Origin of the sequence: Herbiconiux sp. UC225_62, from assembly GCF_042694625.1 — a bacterium.
Lineage (GTDB): Bacteria > Actinomycetota > Actinomycetes > Actinomycetales > Microbacteriaceae > Herbiconiux.
In genome coordinates, this window is sequence record NZ_CP170551.1 from 1,540,085 (window position 1) to 1,559,720 (window position 19,636).

18 protein-coding genes and 1 tRNA gene are annotated in these 19,636 nt (G+C 68.8%); 6 read left to right on the top strand and 13 right to left on the bottom strand.

The genetic code is table 11. The annotated features are described in order from the left end of the window. Positions 1-3 precede the first annotated feature (3 nt). Both ACFJGU_RS07400 and ACFJGU_RS07405 read left to right on the top strand, forming a co-directional pair. On the top strand, positions 4-165 hold the full coding sequence (locus ACFJGU_RS07400; protein ID WP_022896811.1) for a hypothetical protein: 162 nt from the start codon (positions 4-6) through the stop codon (positions 163-165). Next, positions 162-800: an anthranilate synthase component II gene (locus ACFJGU_RS07405; protein ID WP_382309005.1), complete on the top strand. Its 639-nt coding sequence runs from the start codon at positions 162-164 to the stop codon at positions 798-800. The genes ACFJGU_RS07400 and ACFJGU_RS07405 overlap by 4 nt, the downstream gene beginning before the upstream one ends. Positions 801-809: 9 nt before the next feature. Here ACFJGU_RS07405 and pknB read toward each other — a convergent pair whose 3' ends face one another. The 7 genes from pknB to ACFJGU_RS07440 all read right to left on the bottom strand — a co-directional run bounded on the left by pknB (position 810) and on the right by ACFJGU_RS07440 (position 10,054). After that, on the bottom strand, positions 810-2,510 hold the full coding sequence (gene pknB, locus ACFJGU_RS07410; RefSeq protein WP_382309007.1) for a Stk1 family PASTA domain-containing Ser/Thr kinase: 1,701 nt from the start codon (positions 2,508-2,510) through the stop codon (positions 810-812). 73 nt (positions 2,511-2,583) lie between these two features. Next, the gene (locus tag ACFJGU_RS07415; RefSeq protein ID WP_382309010.1) at positions 2,584-4,371 is read right to left on the bottom strand and encodes a serine/threonine protein kinase; all 1,788 of its coding nucleotides are present in this window, start codon (positions 4,369-4,371) and stop codon (positions 2,584-2,586) included. Further along, positions 4,368-5,819 (bottom strand): peptidoglycan D,D-transpeptidase FtsI family protein, encoded by a 1,452-nt coding sequence (locus ACFJGU_RS07420; RefSeq protein WP_382309013.1) that lies wholly within the window; start codon positions 5,817-5,819, stop codon positions 4,368-4,370. The genes ACFJGU_RS07415 and ACFJGU_RS07420 overlap by 4 nt, the downstream gene beginning before the upstream one ends. Positions 5,820-5,823: 4 nt before the next feature. Then, a complete protein-coding gene (locus ACFJGU_RS07425) occupies positions 5,824-7,248 on the bottom strand; it encodes an FtsW/RodA/SpoVE family cell cycle protein (RefSeq protein ID WP_382309015.1) in 1,425 nt (474 codons plus the stop codon). Then, entirely contained in the window at positions 7,245-8,600 is a 1,356-nt protein-coding gene (locus ACFJGU_RS07430; protein ID WP_382309017.1) for a PP2C family protein-serine/threonine phosphatase, read from the bottom strand. Before ACFJGU_RS07430 ends, ACFJGU_RS07425 begins: the two co-directional genes overlap by 4 nt. 3 nt (positions 8,601-8,603) lie before the next feature. Then, a complete protein-coding gene (locus ACFJGU_RS07435; RefSeq protein ID WP_382309019.1) occupies positions 8,604-9,233 on the bottom strand; it encodes an FHA domain-containing protein in 630 nt (209 codons plus the stop codon). 8 nt (positions 9,234-9,241) lie between these two features. Then, positions 9,242-10,054: an FhaA domain-containing protein gene (locus tag ACFJGU_RS07440; protein WP_382309021.1), complete on the bottom strand. Its 813-nt coding sequence runs from the start codon at positions 10,052-10,054 to the stop codon at positions 9,242-9,244. 236 nt (positions 10,055-10,290) lie between these two features. Between ACFJGU_RS07440 and ACFJGU_RS07445 the strand changes: the two genes are divergently transcribed. Together ACFJGU_RS07445 and ACFJGU_RS07450 are read left to right on the top strand one after the other, a co-directional pair. Further along, positions 10,291-10,374, top strand: a tRNA-Leu gene (locus ACFJGU_RS07445). 89 nt (positions 10,375-10,463) lie between these two features. Beyond that, on the top strand, positions 10,464-11,681 hold the full coding sequence (locus ACFJGU_RS07450) for a hypothetical protein (protein WP_382309024.1): 1,218 nt from the start codon (positions 10,464-10,466) through the stop codon (positions 11,679-11,681). Here ACFJGU_RS07450 and ACFJGU_RS07455 read toward each other — a convergent pair. Next, positions 11,671-12,339, bottom strand: coding sequence for a hypothetical protein (locus ACFJGU_RS07455; protein ID WP_382309026.1), 669 nt, complete (start codon positions 12,337-12,339; stop codon positions 11,671-11,673). The two genes, ACFJGU_RS07450 and ACFJGU_RS07455, sit on opposite strands and share 11 nt — an antisense overlap. Positions 12,340-12,414: 75 nt before the next feature. Beyond that, positions 12,415-13,707 carry a hypothetical protein gene (locus tag ACFJGU_RS07460; protein WP_382309029.1) on the bottom strand — a complete coding sequence of 431 codons (1,293 nt, stop codon included), beginning with the start codon at positions 13,705-13,707 and terminating at the stop codon, positions 12,415-12,417. Positions 13,708-13,837: 130 nt separating this feature from the next. Between ACFJGU_RS07460 and ACFJGU_RS07465 the strand changes: the two genes are divergently transcribed. Further along, positions 13,838-14,971 (top strand): hypothetical protein, encoded by a 1,134-nt coding sequence (locus ACFJGU_RS07465; RefSeq protein WP_382309031.1) that lies wholly within the window; start codon positions 13,838-13,840, stop codon positions 14,969-14,971. A gap of 64 nt (positions 14,972-15,035) precedes the next feature. On the opposite strand, the gene ACFJGU_RS07470 is transcribed toward ACFJGU_RS07465, so the two are convergent. Further along, entirely contained in the window at positions 15,036-15,707 is a 672-nt protein-coding gene (locus tag ACFJGU_RS07470) for an HAD hydrolase-like protein (protein ID WP_382309032.1), read from the bottom strand. A gap of 59 nt (positions 15,708-15,766) precedes the next feature. Between ACFJGU_RS07470 and ACFJGU_RS07475 the strand changes: the two genes are divergently transcribed. Next, entirely contained in the window at positions 15,767-16,939 is a 1,173-nt protein-coding gene (locus ACFJGU_RS07475; protein ID WP_382309034.1) for an SLC13 family permease, read from the top strand. Positions 16,940-16,982: 43 nt separating this feature from the next. On the opposite strand, the gene ACFJGU_RS07480 is transcribed toward ACFJGU_RS07475, so the two are convergent. From ACFJGU_RS07480 to ACFJGU_RS07490, 3 genes are all read right to left on the bottom strand, one after another. Then, positions 16,983-17,384 (bottom strand): SseB family protein, encoded by a 402-nt coding sequence (locus tag ACFJGU_RS07480; protein WP_382309037.1) that lies wholly within the window; start codon positions 17,382-17,384, stop codon positions 16,983-16,985. A 31-nt stretch (positions 17,385-17,415) separates the two neighbouring features. Then, a complete protein-coding gene (nucS, locus tag ACFJGU_RS07485) occupies positions 17,416-18,111 on the bottom strand; it encodes an endonuclease NucS (RefSeq protein ID WP_382309040.1) in 696 nt (231 codons plus the stop codon). Between the two features lie 217 nt (positions 18,112-18,328). Further along, positions 18,329-19,567, bottom strand: a complete 1,239-nt coding sequence (locus tag ACFJGU_RS07490; protein ID WP_382309042.1) for an MFS transporter — start codon at positions 19,565-19,567, stop codon at positions 18,329-18,331. Positions 19,568-19,636 lie beyond the last annotated feature (69 nt).

A 19,636-nucleotide genomic window follows, 5' to 3' on the forward strand; every position in this document is an offset into this window, starting at 1 on the left:
ATCATGTACGCAGCTCTTTGGCGCATTCTGCCCGGCCCGGTCTGGGTGCGCATCCTCATCCTCGTCGTGCTGGCCGCGATCGTGCTCGCGGTGCTCGCCTTCTGGGTGTTCCCGTGGATCGACGATTTGACCGCTCCGGTTCAGGATGTGACGGTAGACCAATGACGCGTGTTCTGGTGATCGACAACTACGACAGCTTCGTCTACACCCTCAACGGCTATCTCCAGCAGTTGGGCGCGGAGACCACGGTGGTGCGGAACGACGCCTTCGAGGCGACCGATGCCGCGGCCACGATCGCGGAGTACGACGCGGTGCTGCTCTCCCCCGGCCCCGGCAAGCCGTCAGAGGCCGGCGTCTCGATCCCCGTCGTGTTCGCGGCGCTGGAGTCGAACACCCCGCTGCTCGGAGTCTGCCTCGGCCACCAGGCGATCGCCGAAGCGCTCGGCGCCACGGTGACCAACGCCGAAGAGCTGATGCACGGCAAGACCTCGGTCATCCACCACGACGACAGCGCCTTCTACGACGGGGTGCCCGACGGGTTCACCGCCACGCGATACCACTCGCTCGCCGTGGTCGACGGCACGGTGCCCGAGAGTCTCGTGGTGACATCCCGCACCGAAGGCGGCGTCATCATGGGTGTCCGCCATGTGAGCGCGCCGGTCTACGGGGTGCAGTTCCACCCGGAGTCCGTGCTCACCGAAGGCGGCTACAAGATGCTGGGCAACTGGCTCGCCACGGCGGGTCTCAAGGATGCGCCGGCGAAAGCCGCCGAACTCAATCCGTTGCTGAGGGCCGTATAGTTCTTCTCGCTACGGGCCGGTGCAGTAGCGGATGGTGATCTCCGACTTCTGCAGGGCGTCGCCGGGAGCGATCGACTGCGTCGAGACGGGGTTCGACGGGGCGCTCTTGCAGCCCGGATCCTGCTCCACCTTCACGTCGAGCAGGAGCTGGGAGAGCGTTCCGCTCGCCACGTCGATCGGCTGACCCGCGACATCCGGAACCGTCACCATGCCGCTGGAGACGAAGATGTTGACGGTGTCGCCCGCGAACGCCTGCGTTCCCGCCGCGGGATCGCTGCGGATCACCACGTCGACGGGCACGTCGGGGGAGTTCTCCTTGTTGGTCTGGCCCACCACGAACTTCGCTGCGGTGATGGCGTTCGCGGCATCCGTCGCGCTCATGTTCTGCAGGTTCGGTACCGTGATCGCCTCCTTGCCCTGCGAGACGTTGACGCTGACCACGGTTCCCGGGCTCACGATGGTGCCGGAGGCGGGGTCGGTGTCGACCACCTGTCCTGCCGGGATGGTGTCGCTGTAGACGTCGAAACGCGCGGTGACCAGGTCGAGTTGCTGCAGCGTGGCATCCGCCGCTTCGTAGGTCTGCCCGGTGACGGTCGGGATCTCCCGCGACGCGGCGGGCAGTTCGTCGGTGGGCTGCAGGGTGAGCACCCAGAACACGATGGCCACCAGGATGACCGCGACCGAGGCGATGCCCGCCCAGATCCAGACCACGGGCGGCCGCGACTGCGTGCGCACGGCGTACTCGTCGTCGCCGGCGAGCTGCGTGAGCGCCGCCTCGGTGCCTTGCGCGAGGCTCGGCGGGGCACCGAACAACGAGGACTGGAAGTCGTCGGCCGGCAGGCGCTTCGACGGGATCTTGCCCGCCCCTGCGATCTCGAGGTCGGTGCGGAACTCGACCGCGCTCTGGAAGCGGGCGAAGCGGTCTTTCGCCAGGGCGTGCAGTACCACCTGGTCGATCGCCGGCGACACCATCGGGTTGATGCTGGAGGGCGCGACCGGCATCTCGCTGACGTGCTGGTAGGCCACGGCGACCGGGGTCTCGCCCTTGAACGGCGGCTCCCCGGTGAGCATCTCGAAGAGCACGACGCCGGTGGAGTAGAGGTCGGTGCGGGCGTCGACCGACTCACCCCGCGCCTGCTCGGGCGAGAAGTACTGGGCGGTGCCGAGGATCGCGGTGGTCTGCGCGACGGTGGCCGAGGAGTCGGAGATGGCCCGCGCGATCCCGAAGTCCATCACCTTCACCTGACCGCCGTGGGTGATCATCACGTTGCCGGGCTTGATGTCGCGGTGGACGACACCGGCGCGGTGCGAGTACTCGAGAGCGGTGAGGATGCCCTCGGTGATGCGGATGGCTTCGGCCGAATCGACCGGACCCTGCCTGATCAGGTCTTTGAGGAGGACGCCTTCGACGAACTCCATCACGATGAAGGGCACGATGCCCTCGAAGCCACCAGGCTCCGCGACGCGCTCCTCGCCGGCGTCGAACACGCGCACGATGGTGGGATGCGCCATCCGCGACGCCGCCTGCGCCTCCTGGCGGAAACGGGTACGGAACACCGGGTCGCCGGCGAGCGACGACTTGAGCAGCTTGATCGCCACCTGGCGGCCGAGGCGCTCGTCGCGGCCCGAGTACACGTTCGACATCCCGCCGCGGCCGATCAGTTCGCCCAGGCGGTACCGCCCGGCGAGAAGACGGTTGTCGTCGGTCACTGTTGTTGCTCCTGGATCGATGTCGGGAACGGTCTCGGGTCGCTCGGGTGCTGGGCTGGAGGGAGAAGGGGCGTCAGTTGCCGTTGCCGGGGCCGCTGTTGCCGCCCTCGGCGCCGCCGGTGGGCGGGGCGACGATGTTGAGCTGCGTGGTCATCCCGGAGGAGAAGCCTGACGCGGTGCCCGAGCAGGTGACGCTGTACTTCACGTCGACCTTGTCGCCCGCAGCGCCGGTGACCGTCAGGGTCGCCGTGGTGCCGGTGATGCCGGTGGGGGCCGTCGCGTTGGTGGCCTCGAGGGTGTAGCCGTCGAGCGTGGTGCCGGAGGGGCAGCTGTACGACGACCACTGCACGTCGAAGGTGCCGCCGGCCGGAACGGAGTTCTGCTGGCTGACCGTCGGATCCGTCGTTCCGGTGAACTGCACCGGCGTCGACGGCGCGGTCGGGGTGATGACGGCGGTGTAGACCGTCAGGTCGATGGTGGTGCCCTTCGGGACGTTGCCGACGGGAGTGGCCTGGTAGACCACGTCGACCTGATCGGCGGCGGGTGCCGCGTTGCCCTCGACCCGATTCGCGCTGAGACCCTTGTCGGAGAGGATCTGGGCGGCCTCGTCGAAGGTCTTGCCCTTCAGTTCGCCCTCGCTGATCGTGACCACGTTCGAGGTCTGGGTGGGAGTGGGGGTCGGACTCGGTGGAGGCGTCGTCTTCGTGGGCGTGGGCGCGCTGCTGCTCGCGGTCGCCGGCGCGTTGTTGCCGTTCGCCTGCACCACGAGCGCCACGATCGTTCCGATCAGCACCAGGCCCAGGATGATGATGAGCACGATGAGGGGCCACGTCCACGGGCTGCGCTTCTTGGGCTCCTCCGCGGCATCCGTCGCCGGTGGGGTGGGCGGGGGGACCAGGCCGTTGCCGTTCGCGCCGTTCGAGGTCGAGAGCACGGTGGTGGCCTGCGTCGCACCGGGAGCGGGCATCAGGCGGGTGGCCATGGTGGGGGGCAGCGGGTCGCTGCCGAGGACGGCCGGGACGGCGGCCGCGGCGGAGGCGATGTCGCCTCGACGGAGGGCCATCGCGGCGCGCGCCAGGTTGCCGGTGGAGGACGGCCGGTCTTCGGGCTTCTTGGCGATGCAGGAGAGCACGAGGTTGCGCACCGGCTCGGCCACGGTGACGGGCAGGTCGGGCGGCGTCTCGTTGATCTGCGCCATGGCGATCGCGACCTGCGACTCACCCGAGAACGGACGCTTGCCGGCCAGGCACTCGTAGGCCACGATGCCGAGCGAGTAGATGTCGGTGGTGGGCGACGCGGGCTGGCCGCTCGCCTGCTCGGGCGAGAGGTACTGGACGGTGCCCATCACCTGACCGGTCGCCGTGAGCGGCACCTGGTCGGCGATGCGGGCGATGCCGAAGTCGGTGATCTTGACCCGGCCGTCGGGGGTGATCAGCAGGTTGCCGGGCTTGATGTCGCGGTGCACGAGGCCGGCGGCGTGAGCTGCTTGCAGGGCCAGCGCGGTCTGCGCGACGATGTCGAGAACACGGTCGGTGGAGAGCACGTGCTCGCGCTCGAGGATGGTGGAGAGTGCCTCTCCGGGCACGAGCTCCATGACGAGGTAGGCGCTGCCCTCTTCCTCGCCGTAGTCGAACACGTTGGCGATGCCCTCGTGGTTGACGAGCGCGGCGTGACGGGCTTCGGCGCGGAAGCGCTCGAGGAACCCGGGGTCGCCCAGGTACTCGTCCTTCAAGATCTTGATCGCCACGGTGCGGCCGATCACGAGGTCGGTGGCCTGCCAGACCTCGCCCATGCCGCCGATCGCGATGCGACTGGACAGCTCGTACCGGCCACCGAAGGTCACCCCTGCTGTGGGTCTCATTTACTCAGCACCGCCTCTAGTACTCGTTTTGCGATCGGTGCGGCCAATTCGTTCCCGGAACCGGATTGGCCCAACCCACCGCCATCTTCCACGACCACTGCGACGGCAACCCGAGGGTTGTCTGCGGGAGCAAAACCGGTGAACCACAGGGTGTAGGGATCGCCCTCCCCGTTCTCCGCCGTTCCGGTCTTACCGGCCACACTGACCCCGTCTATTCTTGCATTAGTCGCCGCGCCGCTATCGACTGCCTGCACCATCAGATCGGAAAGTTGCGAAGCCGTTGTAGAAGTCAGCGGGGTCGACAATTCCTTCGCCTCGAAGCTCTCCAGCAGGCTCAGATCCGGGGCCTGGATGGCGTCCACCAGGTTCGGCGTCATCAGCTTCCCTCCGTTCGCGACCGCGGCCGACAGCATCGCGATCTGGAGCGGCGTGGCCGTGTCGCTCCCCTGTCCGAACGATGAGAGCGCGAGCTGGGCGTCGTCGAGTCCGCGCGGGAAGACGCTGGTGGAGACATCCATCGGCACGCTCAGTTCGGACCCGAATCCGAAGGCCTTCGCCATGTCCGCGAGCGGCTGCTCGCCCATCTCGACGCCGAGCTCAGCCATCGGGATGTTGCAGGAGAGGATGAACGCGGTGGCGATGGTGACCTGGTCGCCCCCACCGCAGGTTCCGCCGCCGGCGTTGCTGACCGTCTGGTCACTTCCCGGAAGAGCGAACCGTGCGAGGTTCGGTTCGGTGTGATCGATCGGCAGGTTCGCGTTCTGCAGGGCCGCCGAGGTGGTGACGATCTTGAAGGTCGAGCCGGGCGGGTTCAGGTCGTTGATGGTCTTGTTGATGAGCGGATCGCCGGGGGCTGCGAGCAGCGCGTCGTAGCTGTCGAGCACGGCCTGGGTGTCGTGCACCGCGAGGGTGTTGGGGTCGAAGTCGGGCTTGGAGACCATGGCCAGGATGCGGCCGGTCGAGGGCTCGATGGCGACGACGGCGCCCTGGTAGCTGCCGAGCGCGTCGTAGGCGGCCTGCTGCACCACCGGGTCGATCGTCAGCTCGACCGAGGCGCCCTGCGGGTTCTGGCCGGTGACCAGACGGTTGAGGTATTCGAGGAACTGCGAGTCGCTGGTGCCGGAGAGGTAGTCGTTGAGGGTCTGCTCGATCTGACTCGACCCCTGGCCGAGCGTGTAGTACCCGGTGACCGCACTGTAGAGCGGGCCCTGCGGGTAGACGCGCTGGTACTTGTACTCGTCATCCGTGGGGACCGACTCGGCCACCGGCTGACCGGCCACCAGGATGGCGCCGCGTTCGGTGTCGTAACTGGCGTAGATGGTGCGAGCGTTGCGGGCATCGCTCGCCAGGTTGTCGGCCTGGAAGAACTGGATGGTGGTGGTCGACGCGAACAGGGCCACGAACATCAGGAACACCACGATGCTCACGCGCTTGAGTTCTCGGGTCACGGCTCTAGATCACCAGCCTTGGCTGATTGCGAACTGTGTCCGAAAGCCTCAGCAGGAGGCCCACGATGATCCAGTTGGCCACGAGCGACGAGCCGCCGGCAGCCATGAAGGGTGTGGTGAGACCGGTGAGCGGGATGACCCGGGTGACGCCGCCGATGACGATGAAGCACTGCAGGGCGACGGTGAACGAGAGGCCCACGCCGAGCAGGCGACCGAAGTCGTCCTGCCCCGCGAAGCTGATCCGAAGGCCCCGGGAGATGAAGAGCAGGTAGAGCGCGAAGATGGCGAACAGGCCCGCCAGGCCGAGCTCCTCGCCCACCGACGCGACGATGTAATCGCTCTGCGCCAGGGGCGTGATGTCGGGCCGGCCCTGGCCGAGTCCGGTGCCGATGAGACCGCCGTTCGCCAGACCGAACAGGCCCTGCACCAGCTGGTAGCTGCCGCCGACCTCGTCGTAGATGGCCGGGTTGAACGCATCCAGCCAGTTGGTGAACCGGTCGTTGACGTAGGTGAGCACCTGGCCGGCGATCACGCCGCCCGCGAGGAAGAGCCCGACGCCGAGCACCACCCAGCTGGCGCGGCCCGTGGCCACGTAGATCATCACCACGAAGAGTCCGAAGTAGAGAAGGGCCGTGCCGAGGTCGCGCTGGAAGATGATGACGGCCATCGACAGCGCCCAGAGCACCAGGATCGGGCCGAGGTCGCGGGCGCGCGGGAAGTGCATGCCGAGGAACTTCGTGCCCACCATCGACAGGCTGTCGCGGCGCGAGACCAGGTAGCCGGCGAAGAACACGGCGAGGGCGATCTTCGCCACCTCACCGGGCTGGAACGAGAACGCGCCGACGTGGATCCACACCCGGGCGCCGTTGATCTCCTGGCCGATCACCGGCAGCATCGGCAGCAGCAGGAGCACAGCGGCGACGAACATCGCGATGTAGGTGTAGCGCTGCAGCACGCGATGGTTGCGGATGACGAGGATGACACCGATGGCCAAGGCGATGGCCACACCGCTCCACACCACCTGCCGCACGGCCGTGCCCTCCCAGCCGGTGAGGTTCTCGGCGATGTCGATGCGGTAGATCACCGCGATGCCGATGCCGTTGAGGAGCGCGGCGATCGGCAGGATGAACGGATCGGCGTTCGTGGCCACGAAGCGCAAGGCGATGTGCATGCCGAAGACCAGCACGGCGAGGCCGGCGCCGAGCGTGAAGACGGTCATGTCGGCGTAACCCAGGGCACCGAACTGCACGAGCACCACGGCGAAGGCGTTGACGGCGCACACGAAGATCAGCAGGAAGAGCTCGAGATTGCGGAGCTTCTGCGGCACCCGGATGCGCCGGATCCCGCGGCCCGGGGTGGCCGCCGCAGCGCCCGCTCCCGCACCGGGCACGGCGTTCGGGGCTGTCAGGGGACCGGTGGCGTTCGTCATGGCGCCGATCCGTTCGGCGTGGTGGTCGGAGTGGGGCCGGGTGTCGGCGGCGGCGTGCCGGTGTTGGTGCCGTCGGTGCCGTCCGTGTCGTCGGCGATCCCCGAGGCTGCCGCGTCGCTCAGGCGCTTGACGATCTCGAGTGCCGCCGTGACCGAGTCGGCGCTGATGGTGTTCTCGACCTGCCGTTGATTGAACGGAGGGAGCGCATCCGTCGGGATGTCGGTCTCCTGGAACACATGGGAGAGGGCCATCGGGCCGACGGTCTGCTGCACGCCCTGGAAGATCGCCACGGTGCCGTTGGATTCGCCCACGTAGTAGCGCGTCTGGGTCCAGCGGTAGCCGGCGTAGAGACCTCCCGCGATCAGCGCGAGGACGACGAGCACGCCCACCAGCCAGGTGACCTTGCGGCGGCGGCTGCGGCGCCTGTCCTCCTCGATGAGTTCGTCGAGGTAGTCGTCGGATCCGGGCTCGAAGTGGCTCGGCTCGGTGGAGGCGGGCCCGCGGGGGTGCAGGCGGAGGCCCGGGATGCCGGCCATGCGTGTGGTGCGCCGGCCGACGGGCTTCTCGAAGGCGATGGGCTGGGCGGCCGAGCCGACCATGACCGGCGCGACCTCGGGCGACTCGAACGATTGGTGCACGTCGACCACGACCACGGTCACGTTGTCGGGTGCGCCGTGGTCGAGGCTCTCCTTGATCAGCGCGTTCGCGGCATCCCGTGGCGCGATGTTGTTCTTGAGGATCTTCTCGATGTCGTCGCGCTCGACCACGCCGCTCAGTCCGTCCGAGCAGAGCATCCAGCGGTCGCCGGGGCGGGTGTCCATCACCTGGAGATCGACCTCGGGCGCGGCGTCGACATCGCCGAGCACGCGCATCAGCACGCTGCGGCGCGGATGCGTCTTCGCCTCCTCGGGCGTGATGCGGCCCGAATCGACGAGTCGCTGCACGAAGGTGTGGTCGATGGTGATCTGGGTGAGCACGTCGTCGCGCAGGCGGTAGACGCGCGAGTCGCCGATGTGGGCGAGGGCGACGCTGTGGCCGACGCGCACGAGGGCGCTGAGCGTGGTGCCCATCCCGGTGAGCTCCGGATGCTCGTAGACCGTCTCGGTGAGCACGGCGTTCGCCGCCACGATCGCCTCCTGCAAGGCGAACTCGGCGTCGACGGCGGAGTTGTAGTGCCCGTCGATCTCGGCCAGTCGCTTGAGCGCCAGCGCGGACGCGACGTCGCCACCGGCGTGCCCGCCCATGCCGTCGGCCACGGCGAAGAGCGTTTCGCCCGCGAAGCCCGAGTCCTGGTTGTTGGAGCGGATCTTTCCGACGTGGGACACGGCCGCGCTCACGGTCACAATCGCCACAGGCTACCGCCGGAGCTCGAAGCTCGTGGCGCCGATCCGGATGGGCGTGTTCAGAGGGATGTGCACCGGCGCGGTGACCCTCTGGCCGTCGAGGAATGTTCCGTTCGTGGAGTCGAGGTCCTGGATGACCCACTCGTCGCCCCAGATCATGAGGCGCGCGTGATGGGTGGACGTGTAGTCGTCGCGGATCACGACGCTCGAGTCGGAGGAGCGGCCGATGGTGAGCGGCTCCGTGCCGAGCGGGATCTCGCTGCCGGACTTCGCGCCCGAGGTGATGACGAGGCGGCCGGCGTTGCTCGTGGTGGCGTGCGGCGGCCCGCTCAACTCGGTGCCGGGGGCGGGAACGAAGGTGGGGACCTTCGGCGCGGGCGCCTGAGGGGCGGCTGCTGCTCCGGCCGCTCCAGCCGCGCCAGCGGCGACACCGGCGGGGACGCCGGCGCCAGGGGTCACCGGGTTTCCGGATGCGGCGGCTCCGGCCCCTGCTCCGCCGGCCGCCGTCGCCGGCGACTCCTTGAGCCGGCGCACACGCTGGCCGAACAGATCGGACCGCATCGCGTAGACCACGATGAAGATGAACACCCAGAGCAGAGCCAAGAAGGCGAGCTGCAGGATGAGGAGAGTCAGTTCGCTCATGTCGCCGCCTACCGCCAGAATCCGCCGGGATCGAGCGGCGGGCGGTCGGGGTCGTGCGCCGGGTTGCGGCTCGAGCCGGGACTCGAGCTCGGGCGGGGGCTCTGCGGCCGGGCGGCGCTCGCGGCGGCCGCCTGCGCGGGACCGCGTGATCCGCTCGACGACTGGGGGACGATGCGGAAGACGATGTTCGTGCGGCCGATCTGGATCACCGAGTCCGGCTCGAGGTTGGCGCGCTGGAAGGCCTGGCCGTTCAGCTGGGAGCCGTTGGTGGAACCGAGGTCGCGGGCCTGGGCGTGCGTGCCGTCCCACAGGATCTCGACGTGCTTGCGCGAGGTCCCGGTGTCGTCGACGGTGATGTCGGCATCGCTGCCGCGGCCGATGATGGTGCGCGACTTCGTGATCGGATGCCGGCGGCCGGCGATGTCGAGCACGGGCGTCCAGGTCACGTTCCCCTGGACGTTGGCCGAGTCGATCTGGATGACGCCGGTCGTGAGCTTCGGGTCGTTGACGAGATCGATGGTCACGCCGCCGGCGAACTGGAAGCCCTGCTGAGCCGCGTGCTGCTGCACGATCTGGTTCAGGTCGTCGACCAGGGTCGGCCCGATGCCCGTCATCCGCTGGTAGTCGGTGGGGGCGAGCAGAACGCGGAAGCTGTTGGGCACGAGGATGCGGTCGCGCGAGACGACGGCCGCCTTCGTGTCGAGCTCGCGCTTCAGCGCGGAGGAGATCTCGACCGGCTGGAGCCCCGAGCGGAAGGTCTTCGCGAACGCGCCGTTGACGGCGCGCTCGAGACCCTTCTCGAAGTTGTCCAGTATTCCCACGTCTCTCCCGATCTCCTTGCTCGAACCCGCCTGTGCGCGGTTCCCTCGTGGGGCGCCGTGCTCTGTCGTCGTCTCCGGTTCCGTGGTGTCGATTGTCGCTTCGCGCAGGCGGCGCGTGCTGATAAAGGCGTGAATGCTACGACGATGTTACTTGTCTTGGGTGTTAATGCACTCTCAGGCGGCTCCGCCCCTCCGGTTCGCGAGCAGCTCTGGCTCGTGCTAATCTCTCCTAGTTCGCGCGAGTGGCGGAATTGGCAGACGCGCTGGCTTCAGGTGCCAGTGCCCGCAAGGGCGTGGGGGTTCAAGTCCCCCCTCGCGCACGAACGACCAGATCGGATCCGCGCCAGGATCCGGTCGAGGGTCGCCCGTGGAGGAGATCTCCGGGTGGGAGTGATCGGGGGGTCCTTTCGTGTCGGGTGACTCAGTATCGGGCGGATCAGTGTCGGGCGGATCGTCTCTGCCGCCGGTTCCTCCGGTCGAAGGCTCGTTCCCGCAGGCTGCTTCCGCGCAGCCGCCGGTTCCGCCGCTGCCCTCGCAGTCGCAGCCCTCGCAGTCGCAGCCCGCATCTCCTCCCCCGCCCGCGCGCGGAAAGTCGCTCCTGTTCGTGTGGATCGGCGTGGGTCTCGTGGTCCTCCTCGCGCTCGTCGCGGGCGGTCTCACGTGGATCACCGTCTCCGCCGCAGCGGCTCGGAACGCTCCGGAGAAGATCGTCGACGCGTATCTCGCCGCGGTCGTGGAAGGCCGGATCGACGACGCGGTGGCGTTGGGCGGCGGCATACCGGACAACATGCTTCCGGATCTGCTCACCGACGAGGCTTACGCGGCCGCCGGCGCTCACGTGACCGGGTACACGATCGACACCGTGGGCGTCGACAGCAGCGGAGCAACGGTCGTCGCCACCATCGAGCAGGGCGCCAACGAGTTCAGCCAGTCGTTCCGGCTCACCCGCACCGGGCGGGAAGCGATCTTCGTGGACACCTGGGCCCTCGATCCGATCGACTACAGCTACATCCGGGTCTCGTTCGACGGGCCGACGGGTTCCGGCGTGACCGTCAACGGCACCGCGATCGACGAGCCGGTCGAGTCGATCACCGCGCGCCCGCTCGCGGCTCTCCCGGGCAGCTATGTCGTCGGCGCCCCGTCGGCGGACGGCAAGGTGCAGATCGAGGACGACACGGTCACCGTCGATTCGTTCACGGCGGATGTCGACGGCGTCGACGCGACCCTGACGGCCTCGCTCACTCCCGAGGGCGAAGCGGCCGGCCAGGCTGCGGCCGCCGGCTACCTCGACGCCTGCATCGCGCAGCCCGTGCTGGCGCCCGTGGGCTGCGACTTCTACGCCGAGACGGGCGACGGCGAGGTCGTGACCAACCTCGTGTGGTCGGTCGATCCGCGGCCGACCTTCACGATCGGCGCCTGGACGCCGAACGGCTGGGAAGTGCTGCCCGATGCACCGGGCACGATCATCGGCGACGGTGACTACTCCCTTCCTTCGGGCGAGTTCGGCACGGTCCGCTACACCCTCTCCAATTACGCCTACGGCGGGTATCTCACTCTCGTCGACGGGGTCATGACCTTCACCTTCTCCGGGTCGAATGCGAGTGGCGGTGGCGGAGTCAGCTCATAGGCGACCCCGCGGCGGTCGGTTTCTGCCCACCTACCTCGGGCTCCGCAGGATGCGGCGCATAACGTGTGGCCGTGCGGGCGTCCGACACCGCCGAAACCTTGGTGTCGATGAAGCCGAGCGATCGCATCCGCTGACGGACGGCGGCCTCGCCGAAGTCAGCACCCCGCCCTTTGCGGTGCACGACCCAGATCGGAAGACCCGGCGGGAGCTCGGCCAGGGCGCGCTCGAGCCCATCGGCATCATCGACCTCCGCCACCGCGGCTTCCGGCGGCGGCCCCGGCTCGCCAGCCACGGAGGCACCGAGCAGTGCTTCGACGAGTCGAGCATCCGTCACCCGCCCGATGACCAGCGCCGGCCGCTCGGGTGACACGCCGAGTTTTGCCGCGAGCGTGGGCGGTGGGGTGAGGATCTTCTTCGCCCAGCGGGCCGCGACCGGCGGGCTCAGCGTCAGTTCGTATTCTTCGCCCCCGTGGCGGAATCGCAGACGGTCGCCCTCGGCGACGACGTCACTGAGCTGCTCGATGAGGAGTCCGCGTCGAAGCGGACCTCGCAGGATGAATTCTCGGCTCTCCAGCAGAGCTTTCACGCCGTGAGCGTGTGCGAGGGTGGTGCCGTGTTCGTCTGTGATCGTGACCGATCCGATTGCTTCTGATCCCATAGAAGGGAGTATGACGCCGGGTCGGAAGCGAGGGGAGGACCTGGCGCTGATCTGTGGAGAGATCCTTGTGCAACCTCACCTGTGGAGGGAGCCGCCGGCGTCGTAGCGGGCGAGGGCATCCGCGTCGGTCGCCAGTGTCGCCGCGCGTCGGGCGCCGTCGAGGGCGGCCACGGGATCGGCCTCGGCCCGGGAGAGACCCAATTCGCGCTCGGCCGCGGCCAGTCGGGTGCGCGCATCCGTGCCGACCGATCCGCGGCGGGCCGAGATGAAATCGCTCGCGGCGCGGATGTGACTCTCTGCGATGCGCACCGCTCCGGCAAGGGCTGACCGCGCCGAATCGAGCCGCTGTTGCGCGGTCCGCGCCACGGCCAGGGTCTCGTCGAGCCGCGCGGTCGCGGCGGCGAGGGCATCGAGGTCGGCGGTCGGATGCGGCGGGGTGCGGGTGGAGGCGATGCGTGCGGCCTCGTCGAGGGCCGCGGAGGCGGCGACGATGCGTGCGACCGCATCGGCGTCCTCGATCGTGTCGCGCAGCCGCGCTGCCTCGGTGAGCTGGACGCGCGCTGCGGCGACGGCTTCGTCTCGGGAGGCGTCGGCTGCGCGAAGGGAGTCGCGCGTCCGGTCGATCGAGTCGAGGAGGGCGGCCCCGCGCCGGACCGCCGATTCGGCGGATTGCACGTGCGAGGCGACCGGCGCGAGTGGCGCGGCGGCGAGACGGGCACCCGCGTCCGTGATGATCCGCTCGGCTTCGTCGAACGCCTCCTCGGCGGCACCAACCGACCCCGCGACCGGGGAGACGGCTTCTGGCGCGTATTCCTTCGAGAGTGCGGCGAGCAGCGACTTCGCCGCGGGAAGCCGCTCGCGGCCCGCCGCGATGTCGTCACTCGCACGCCGGAGCGATTCTGGCGCGGTGGTCTCCTGCCGCCGCCGACGCTCGAACGCGCGCGACTGCGCCGTCACCAGAGCGTGGGCGGAGTCGCTGAGGGAGAGGATGCGCTTGCTCCAGTCACGCTGTCGCTGCTCGCTGTCGGGCACCGAGTCGTCGAGGCGCTGTTTGAGGGCGAAGGCCTCCGAGGCCCGGGACTTGGCGGTGGCGATCGCATCCGCGAACTCGCGGGTCGCCTCGGGGCCGAACTCGGCGATCGCGAACTGGAGTTCCTCGTCGGCGTCGCGGATCGCGTCGTCCATCTGCACCAGCTGGATGTTGGCCGAACGGATGAGGTCGGCGACCTCGACGCGGGCCGGTGCTCCGCCGATCGCGGGAGCGAGGCGGCGACGGGCGCGGCGGCGCAGGAGCGACAGACCCACGATGAGCGCGACCACGACGACGGCGAAGACGATGAAGCTCGGAAGGAGGGAGAAATCGCCCATGGGGAAATAGTAGGGAACGCGGATGGGAGATTCGGGGGCGACGAGTGAGTAGGAATTGCTCATAACGGGGTTGACAGGAGCACTGAGAGGGTGATGTTTCCCGCTCCAACCGTGGAAGAAGAGAGATGCCATGCACCAGCGCACCGATCGTGGGTCCGTTCGCCGAGCAGCCGCCGCCCTGGTGGCCGTGATCGGTCTGATCTTCGCGTGTCTGCTCATTGCACAGCCCGCAACGGCCGCGCCGCCCGGAGCGCACCGCGCGCCCGGCGATGCGATTTCGGTTGCCATCGTCGGCGGATCGCCCGACTTCGGATATCACAAAGTAGGTTCCGTCGTCACTCGAACGATTCAACTCCAGAACGACGGCGTCGATGGCTGGTCGATCGATCCTTCCAATTTGAGCAACCTCACCGCACCCTTCTCGTTCGTGTCGACGACGCTGGTAGCCGGTCAGGAAGTTGAACCCGGGCAGACGAGAGTCATCACGGTCAGCTATACGGCGCCGGCAGCCGGGACGGAGTCGGCTCAGAACGTGAGCTTCGCGGTGATCGACGCCGACAATCCTGGAACGGGACTCCACACCCTCTCTTTCGTAGGGCACTCACTGGACACGGATCGCTCGTACTTCGAGCTGAGTACTGCGGCCGGGGCCACCGCCGTCGACTTCGGGTCGGTCGCGTTGGGCAAGTCCTCCAAGGTGACGATGCAGATCGTGATGCGAGGGATCGATCCGATGAAGTTCGCCGACGGGCAAATCACCGTGGTGAACAGGGCTGGGATGCCGATCCCGGGGGTGACCGTGTCACAGTCGCCTTTCGGCGCGGGTGGATTGACCTACCGACCCGGGCAGGTCGTGCCTTTCGAACTGAGCTTCACTCCGACGGCGGCTGGCTCTGAGGTCGGAACCTTGACCGTGACGGGCAAGAAAATGAGCGGCGACACCGAGGCCAAGGACTTCGCCGTGACTCTCCCTCTGCGCGCGGTCGCGGTGACACCGGCGACGCCTACCCCGACACCCACGCCTACCCCGACTCCTCAGCCCACCCCCTCGACGACGCCGGGCAGCAACTCCAACGGTGGGGCAGGAACGTCGGGCGGCGCGTTCGGCGCAGGATCCGGAGCAGGATCCGCGGCCGGACGCAGCGGCTCGCTGGCGAGCACGGGCGCCGAGCAGCTGGTGGGGCTCGGCGTAGGAGCGCTCGCGGTGTTCGGCTGCGGCGTCGGGATGGTCGTCGTGCGCCGGTTCGCGCGATCGCACGGCTGACGCCGGCGGGGTTCGGGTCCGTAAATGTCGTCGTCACTCGCAACGGTGCGCGCGAGCCGGGCTACTAGAGGAGGAGGGCGCGGAGCTGGTCGACCGAGTGCACGACCGCGATCGCGCCCAGGGCCTCGGCCGGGGAGCCGTAGCCCCACTCCACCATGATCGCGGGCACTCCGTGCTCGCCCGCTCCGATGATGTCGTGCTCGCGGTCACCCACGAGCACGATGTTCGACAGGTCGATGCCCTGCTCGCGCAGCCGCCGCAGGGCCTCCTCCACGACATCCGCTTTGGCGCTGCGGGTCTCGTCCTCCGAGGAGCCGCAGATCACCGCGAAACAGTCGGCGATCTGGAGGTGGTCCAGGATGCGGTTCGCCTGCACCTCTGACTTGGAGGTCGCGAGAGCGAGCGGGATGCCGGCGGCGTGCAGCGCCCGCACCAGCCCGAGCATGCCGGGGTAGACCGCCGCGTCGTCTTGTGGACCTTCGCTCGCCGCGAGGCCGCGGTAGACCACGAGAGCTTCCTTGGCCTCATCTTCGTTCATCGACGCGACGTCGCGGAAACCGTCGAGGATGGGCGGACCGACGAAGGCCACGAGTTCGGCCGGCAACGGCACCGGCCGCCCCATCGCCTGGAGTGTCCGCGACAGACGCCCGATGATCCCGGGCGCGGAGTCCGTGATGGTGCCGTCGAGGTCGAAGAGGATGCACGACCACGGCTTGGAGGGGTTTTTGCGGATCACCCGAGTCATCCTATTGTCGGCGTGCTCGCGTCCCACAACCGGAATAGACTCGGCCGACGATGCACCAGACCGCCGCGAACCGGATCGGCCCGATCCTCACCGCCCTCCTTCTCGTCGCGGCCGCGATCGCCGTGGCGACCGGAGCGCTGCCCTGGCCCGACTTCGAGGAACTCGTCGCGAGGGTGGTTCCCGTGCTCGCCTTCGTGGTGGCGATCACGGTGGTCGCCGAACTCGCCAGCGCCGCGGGCGTCTTCACGGCGCTCGCTGAACGGCTCGCCGGCTGGGGTCGCGGGAGCATCTGGCTGCTCTGGCTCTTCGTGATCGCGCTCGCCGTGGTCTGCACCGCCTTCCTCTCGCTCGACACGACCGCCGTGCTGGTCACCCCGGTCGTCGTGGTGCTGGCGCTGCACATCGGTGTCTCCCCGATCCCCTTCGCGCTCGCCGCCGTGTGGCTGGCGAACACCGCATCTCTCTTCCTGCCCGTGTCGAATCTCACGAACCTGCTGGCCGCCGAGTCCTTCGGCGGGAGCGCCGCCGGGTTCCTCGCCGCCGCCTGGGCTCCGGCCGTGATCGGCGTCGTGGTGAGCGCGGGCATCCTCTCGCTCGTGTTCCGCACATCGCTCCGGGGGCGCTTCGTCGCGCCGGAACGCACGGAGATCTCCGACCGTCCGCTCCTTCTCTATTGCGCGATCGTGGTCGTCGCCCTGCTCCCGATGCTCGTGTCCGGACTCCCGGTCGCGATCGTCGCCGGCATCGCGGCCGTGCTGCTCCTGGCCGCCTTCCTCGTGCGCGACCGGAGCGCGATCCGTCCGTCCCTCATCCCGTGGCAGGCGCTCGGCATCGCGGTGGGCCTGTTCGTGCTCGTCGAGACGGCGCACGCTCATGGGCTCGAGTCGCTGCTCGCCGAGGTCTCCGGATCGGGCGACGACCCGCTCAGCCTCCTGCACCTCGCCGCGGTCGGGGCGCTCGGCGCCAACACCATCAACAATCTGCCGGCGTACCTGGTGCTCGAACCGCTCGCCGGGGATCCGTCTCGATTGATCGCGCTCCTGATCGGCGTGAATCTCGGGCCGCTGGTCACGCCGTGGGCCTCGCTCGCCACTCTGCTCTGGCATCAGCGGCTGACAGCGCTCGGGGTCACCATCTCGTGGCCGCGGTTCATGGGACTAGGGCTGATCGCGGTGGTGATCATCGTTCCGGCGGCCACCCTGGCCCTGGCGCTGGTGGGCTGACCCTCGCCGGTGCGACCGGTGGGTCGGACCGCTGGAGTGCAGGTCAGTCGAGCACGAACTCCCGCTTCACCACCTGCGCGAGGCTCGCGACGTCGAACTGCACCGCGACGAAGTCGGCCGTGGCGACGAGTGCCAGTGCCTCCTTGGCCGGGAGGATCATCGCCTGCGCCGTCGGGCGCTGCTCCACCGGCACCGCGAGGCGGAGCTCGGACACCGAGGTGAACAACGGGAGCACGAGCTCACCCGTAGTGGACAGGATGGTGCGGAGTTGCGGATCCGTCGCATCCGTCGAGCCGGTGATGTCGACGACCAGTCCGCCCGTGCGCATCGCGACGAGGAGGGCGTCGAGCGTGGTGCGGTTCGGAAGGGCCGCGAAGGTCTCGAGCGCCTTGCGGAGCGGGCGGTTCGAATACGACTTGGGGAAGGCGGGTGCACGGCGGGCCACCCCTCCAGCCTAGCCAGCTGCGGGGACGGGCCTAGAAGAGGCGCGAGTCCGCGTCGTCCAGGCCGCGCATCGCGTCGTAGTCGAGCACAACGCAGCGGATGCCCCGATCCTGAGCGAGAGTGCGCGCCTGCGGCTTGATCTCCTGAGCGGCGAACACGCCCTGCACGGGTGCGAGGTGCGGGTCGCGGTTCATCAGCTCGAGGTAGCGGGTGAGCTGCTCGACACCGTCGATGTCGCCGCGGCGCTTGATCTCCACGGCGACGGCCGCTCCGCCCGAGTCGCGGGCGAGGATGTCGACCGGGCCGATGGCGGTCATGTACTCACGGCGAACGAGCGTGTGCCCGTCGCCGAGCAGGTCGATCTGCTCGGCGAGCAGCTTTTGCAGGTGCGCTTCGACGCCGTCTTTCACGAGTCCGGGATCGATGCCCAGTTCATGGGCCGAGTCGTGCTCGATGTCGTACAGCGAGACGATCAGCACGTCGTCGGTCTTCTTCTGAGTGACCTTCCAGACCGCGGTGATGCCCGCCTCCGCCTGGGTCTCATCGGGCTCGAGCTCGGTGACGGTGCAGGGCGGGCTCATCCAGTTCAGCGGTTTGTAGGAACCGCCGTCGGAATGCACGAGGACGCTGCCGTCGCTCTTCAACATGAGGAGGCGCTTCGCGAGCGGAAGGTGGGCGCTGAGGCGGCCGGCGTAGTCGACGGAACAGGTGGCAATGACGAGACGCACCAGTAGAGCGTAACGGGTGGGGGGCCGTCGGGGGTTCGGGACTGGGTGGGGGTGCCGTCGGGGCTTCGAGTAATAGGTGGGGGCGCTGCGGCGTCGACGGCTGGGGTCTCCGCCCATAGACGCCCGCCACACCCGAGACCCCAGCCGTCGACGCCGCAGCTCGTGCCGAGGCTGGGGAGGCTGCCGCCAACTGGTGAGTGGGGTGGGGAGTGAGGGGCTACGAGTGTGAGGGGAGGGGGGAGGTGCGGGTGTGTTCGCGGGCGGCGGGGGAGAAGAGGCCGGCCAGGAGGACGAGGACGAGGACGAGGAGGAGGGCGGGGAGGATGCCGAACTGGTGGCCGAGGAGGCCGATGACCGGCGGGCCGACGAGGAAGGCGACGTAGCCGATGATCGCCACGGCGCTTACGCGGGCGGCGGACTGCTTGGGGTCGTCGGTGTCGGCGGCGGCCGACATCCCGACCGGGAACCCGAGCGAGCATCCGAGAGCCCAGAAGGCCGCGCCGACATATGCCAACCACGGCATGGGTGCTCCGAAGATGAAGATCAGGATGCCCAGCACGCCGAGCAGAGCGCTGACGCGCAGCACCGGAACTCGGCCGAAACGATCGAGCACCGGACCACCCGCGACCCGGCCGAGCGTCATCGAGACCGTGAAGACGCCGAAGACGACGGCAGCCGTGGTGTTCGTCTGGTCGTACCCGTCGGCGACCGCGATGGTCAGCCAGTCGTTGGCCGAACCCTCGGCGAAGGCCATGCCGAGCATGATGACGCCGATGGCGAGCAGGCGCAGGTCTTTCCAGACTGCGAGGCTGGCGAGCAGGCGCTCCTTGAACGGGACGCGCGGCGCGACCAGCTCCGGGTCCTCGGCCTCGACGCCTCGGGGTACGAAGCGGATGGCCACGAGAACGCTCACCACGATGATCGCGGCGATGACCGAGAGATGCACGGCGACGTCGATCGAGAGCGCGGAGGCGAGAGCGCCGAGACCCGCGCCGGCGACGGTTCCGAAGCTGAAGAAGGCGTGCATCAGGGGCATCAGCGTCTTGCCGATCGCTCGTTCGGCGGCGGCGCCCTCGACGTTCATCATGACGTCGACCGAGCCGTTGCCGAAGCCGAACACCGCGAGTCCGGCGCCCACGACGACGGCGGAGCCGATCACCGAGGTGCCGAGTCCGATCACGACGGTTCCGCTCGCCACCAGGCAGAGGGAGAGCACCATGCCCGCGCGGGCGCCGATTCGCAGCATCACGGGCGGGGCGGCGATCAGGCCGAGCACCGATCCGGCCGACATCGCGAAGATGAGCACGCCGATCTGAGCGGTGTCGAGGCCCAGCTGGTCGCGCACCGCGGGGAGGCGCGCGACCCAGCTCGCGATGGAGATGCCGCTCAAGGCGAACACGACGAAGATCGCGTTGCGCCACGCGTGCAGCTGCCGGCGAGTGAGGAGGTCGGTCATGAGGCGGTTCGGGTCCGTTCGCGGTCGGCGGTGGGCGGTCGGGAGGAGCCGATGGAGTGGCATCCGGGC

Coding starts and splice junctions, on each gene's coding strand:
- ACFJGU_RS07400 (WP_022896811.1), top strand. CDS start 4: ATGTACGCAGCTCTTTGGCGCATTCTGCCCGGCCCGGTCTGGGTGCGC.
- ACFJGU_RS07405 (WP_382309005.1), top strand. CDS start 162: ATGACGCGTGTTCTGGTGATCGACAACTACGACAGCTTCGTCTACACC.
- ACFJGU_RS07415 (WP_382309010.1), bottom strand. CDS start 4,371: ATGAGACCCACAGCAGGGGTGACCTTCGGTGGCCGGTACGAGCTGTCC.
- ACFJGU_RS07425 (WP_382309015.1), bottom strand. CDS start 7,248: ATGACGAACGCCACCGGTCCCCTGACAGCCCCGAACGCCGTGCCCGGT.
- ACFJGU_RS07435 (WP_382309019.1), bottom strand. CDS start 9,233: ATGAGCGAACTGACTCTCCTCATCCTGCAGCTCGCCTTCTTGGCTCTG.
- ACFJGU_RS07455 (WP_382309026.1), bottom strand. CDS start 12,339: ATGGGATCAGAAGCAATCGGATCGGTCACGATCACAGACGAACACGGC.
- ACFJGU_RS07460 (WP_382309029.1), bottom strand. CDS start 13,707: ATGGGCGATTTCTCCCTCCTTCCGAGCTTCATCGTCTTCGCCGTCGTC.
- ACFJGU_RS07465 (WP_382309031.1), top strand. CDS start 13,838: ATGCACCAGCGCACCGATCGTGGGTCCGTTCGCCGAGCAGCCGCCGCC.
- ACFJGU_RS07475 (WP_382309034.1), top strand. CDS start 15,767: ATGCACCAGACCGCCGCGAACCGGATCGGCCCGATCCTCACCGCCCTC.
- ACFJGU_RS07490 (WP_382309042.1), bottom strand. CDS start 19,567: ATGACCGACCTCCTCACTCGCCGGCAGCTGCACGCGTGGCGCAACGCG.